Raw genomic sequence first — 3,413 nt, forward strand, 5'->3', positions numbered from 1 at the left:
GGCGACTGGCGCGCGACTACGCCCCGAAGGAAGTCCCCTTGGGGGATGAGCGCTTGCCCGAAACCCTCGCGGGCCTGCACTTCGTCGTCTTCGCCATGCTTATGCTTGTTCGTGCCGTGCCGATTATCCAAAATGCCTAAACCCTCTGGGCAATACGATCACCTGGCGTGGTACGCGCGGCGCCACCCTGCGATTTCATGACCTCGGCGAGGTGGGAGGTCCGCCGCCGAGTTGGCTCCGTCACTGATCAACGGCAGAGCCTCCGGTACTGGTTGGGGTTGCGGTAGTTCATTTGATTTGTCGATAGTCCTTCCGTCGGATGTCCGAGTGAGCCGATCGGGAGCAGCGAGCAGCTACGCGGCAGGATTGGCTGTCTTGGATCCGTGGCGAAGTCATCAAGACGATATCGTGCGCAATCGACATCGCTCGAAAAGGAACTTTTCCTCTCAGAGGCTTTCTTAGGAAGCTTGCGCCGGCGGGGCGCATCAAACACAGAGCTTGCCTTGGATAAATCTCGGCTTCGCCACGTCCCAATGACTGAGCTGCAACCAGTGGATGTCACACCGCAATTCGTCGCGCGTGGCCTCGGTCATTCAGGACTTGACATTCTCATTTGAAAATACACATTGTTCTATTCTATACACCGTCGAATCTTGCTGCGGGCTGCCTCGATGGCGCCGCTTGCTTGGACGATGAACGCATATGCATGTCCGGACGTGGCGTCAGAGCCCGTCGAGACCTGTGCTGCGCTCGCCGAACTCGAGCATAAAGTCGGTGGGCGTCTCGGCGTTTATGCATTCGACTGCGCGACCGGCCGGCGTGTACAGCACCGCGCTCGCGAACGGTTCCCATTCTGCAGCACGTCCAAGGTGATGGTCTGCGCGGCAGTGCTCGCGCAGAGCGGCGAGTATCCGACCTTGCTGACGCGGCGGGTGATCTATAGCCAGGCAGATGTCGCGAGTGCTAATTACGCGCCGGTAACGCGAAGACACGTTGAGACGGGCATGACAGTTTCCGAGCTTTGCGCGGCTGCTGTCCAGCACAGCGATAATGCGGCCGCAAACCTGTTGATAGAGCTGATCGGAGGGCCGTCGGCAGTGACGGCGTTTGCTCGATCCATCGGGGATTGTGAGTTTCACCTGGACCGTCTGGAGCCAGACTTGAACACGGCGATTCCAGGCGATGCACGGGATACAACGACGCCCGAGGCGATGGCGGCCAGTCTGCGCGCACTTGTGCTGGGCGGCTCATTGCGCACAGGTCAACGGGCGCAACTGACCGAATGGCTGCACGACAGTACGACTGGCAGCCGGCGCATCCGCGCCGGAGTGCCAGCGGGGTGGAGAGTTGGCGACAAGACCGGGACGGGCGCTTACGGCACGACGAATGACGTTGCAGTTCTGTGGCCGCGTGCCGGTTCTCCGATCGTGCTGACCGTGTATTACACGCAGGCGCATGCGGGTGAAAAGCCCAAGGAGTGCGTGATTGCGTTGGCAACGCGCATCGCACTTACAACCTTGGGAACGACCTGACGATACACTTGCCTGAACATCAATTATCGGGGAGCAAGCGTGTAATGCCACCTGAAGCCTCGCTTCCACTAAACAAGGAGATTTGATGGCGATCGCGGAAATTAACAGTGCAAACTTTTATTATGAAATTCGTGGCGACGGCCCGCCGTTAATTCTGATTGCAGGATATACCTGGGACCATACATTCTGGGACCAGATGGTTCCGACACTTGAAAAGAATTTCCGGATTGTGACGTTTGATAATCGGGGTATTGGTCGAACCTTGGACGACGGGCGGCCATTCTCGATTCATACGATGGCAGCCGACGTGGCGGCGCTCATCGATTACCTGGGGCTGAGCCATGTTAACGTGATGGCCCAGTCGATGGGCGGCGCAATTGCACAGACCATGTTCACGCAATTTCCTGATTCGTGTGAAAAATGTATAATTTTGAATTCCACACAGATTTTCAGCCTTGGTGCGATTAAGTCTCTTGAGTACTTGCTCGAGCTTCGCAAAGCAGGTGTCGATTCCGGTTTTCAGGAAAACGCCGCCTTGCGTTTGCTCGCCGGGCTTACCTGGCAAACTATGCCGATGAACATTACGAAGTTCATGGCGGAACTCAGCGACAACCCAGTACAGCAATCTGTCGCGGACCAGGAGCGGCAAATTGAGGCCCTTAAGTCCTTCGATGCGAGGCAACTGAACCTGCCGCGGCGCCACGCGACGTTAGTTGTATCGGCCATTGAAGACCTACTGACGCCGCCCCGAGAAGGTAAAGAACTTGCCACGAGCCTTGGCGCAAAGTATGTGGCTATTCCTGGTGGTCACCCGAGCCCAATCGAGCAACCGAATTGCGTGGTAGAACTCTGTTTGAGTTTCTTGAGGCGTGGAAATTGATCTGAGAGTGGTCGGATTGAGGCGGCATCGACATCGGTGGCTTCTAGACTAGTGAGCCGCTGATGCCGCTGACGCCCGCGTCGCCACCGTGCGAGCGCTCCGGCTTCGTGATCCAGATCAGCGCAATCAGCGCGACGAAGATACCGGCCGAAATATAGAACAGGTCGTTGACGCCCAATTGCGCCGCCTGTTGCGTCGCCATCGAATTGAACAAGCCGTACGCCTGCTCGTGGCTCAGGCCCAACTGATTCATCTGCTGGACGGTTGCATCGAACGTCGGGTTGTAGGGATTCGCCTGCATGACCAGCCGCGTGTGATGAAGAATCGTCCGGTGGTCCCACGCGGTCTGGAAAATCGACGTACCGATGCCGCCGCACATGATCCGCACGAAGTTCGACAGACCGGATGCCGCCGGAATCCGGTTGCCCGGCAATCCGGACAGCGTGATCGACACGAGCGGAATGAAGAGGCCCGCCATCGCCACGCCCTGGATGAGCGTCGGCACGGTCAGCGTAAACGTATCGACGCCGGTCGTATAACGTGAGCGCATCCAGAAGCACAGCGCGAAAACCAGAAACGATGCGATCGCGATATAGCGCGGATCGGTGCGTGGCAACACCTTGCCGGTGAGCGGCGACAGCAGGATCGCGAACAGACCGACCGGCGCCATGATGATGCCCGCGTCAGTTGCCGTGTAGCCGATGTCCGTTTGCAGCCAGAGCGGCAGCAACACGAGGTTGCCGAAGTAGAGCCCGTAACCTATCGATAGCGCGACCGTCCCGCCGGTGAAATTGCGCAGCTTGAAGAGTGACAGGTCCACGACCGGGTGATCGGCAGTCAGTTCCCAGACGACGAAGAACGCGAACGCGATCACCGCGATCAAGGTGAGTGCGATGATCGTCGTCGATGAAAACCAGTCGAGGTCTTTGCCCTTGTCGAGCATGACCTGCAGCGAACCGACCCAGGTGATCAGCAGCACGAGGCCGACCGTATCGATCGGC

At 58.2% G+C, this 3,413-nt stretch carries 2 protein-coding genes and 1 pseudogene; 2 read left to right on the forward strand and 1 reads right to left on the reverse strand.

The annotated features are described in order from the left end of the window. Nucleotides 1-626 precede the first annotated feature (626 nt). Nucleotides 627-1,532, forward strand: coding sequence for a class A beta-lactamase (gene bla, locus HV796_RS40950; RefSeq protein ID WP_175233378.1), 906 nt, complete (start codon nt 627-629; stop codon nt 1,530-1,532). A gap of 85 nt (nt 1,533-1,617) precedes the next feature. Then, complete coding sequence (locus tag HV796_RS40955) at nt 1,618-2,412, forward strand: alpha/beta fold hydrolase (RefSeq protein WP_175233379.1); 795 nt, start codon at nt 1,618-1,620, stop codon at nt 2,410-2,412. Between the two features lie 48 nt (nt 2,413-2,460). On the opposite strand, the pseudogene HV796_RS40960 reads toward HV796_RS40955, so the two are convergent. Then, nucleotides 2,461-3,413, reverse strand: a pseudogene (locus HV796_RS40960) (DHA2 family efflux MFS transporter permease subunit); the annotation flags it as partial.

Origin of the sequence: Paraburkholderia humisilvae (genome assembly GCF_902859855.1) — a bacterium.
Taxonomy (GTDB): domain Bacteria; phylum Pseudomonadota; class Gammaproteobacteria; order Burkholderiales; family Burkholderiaceae; genus Paraburkholderia; species Paraburkholderia humisilvae.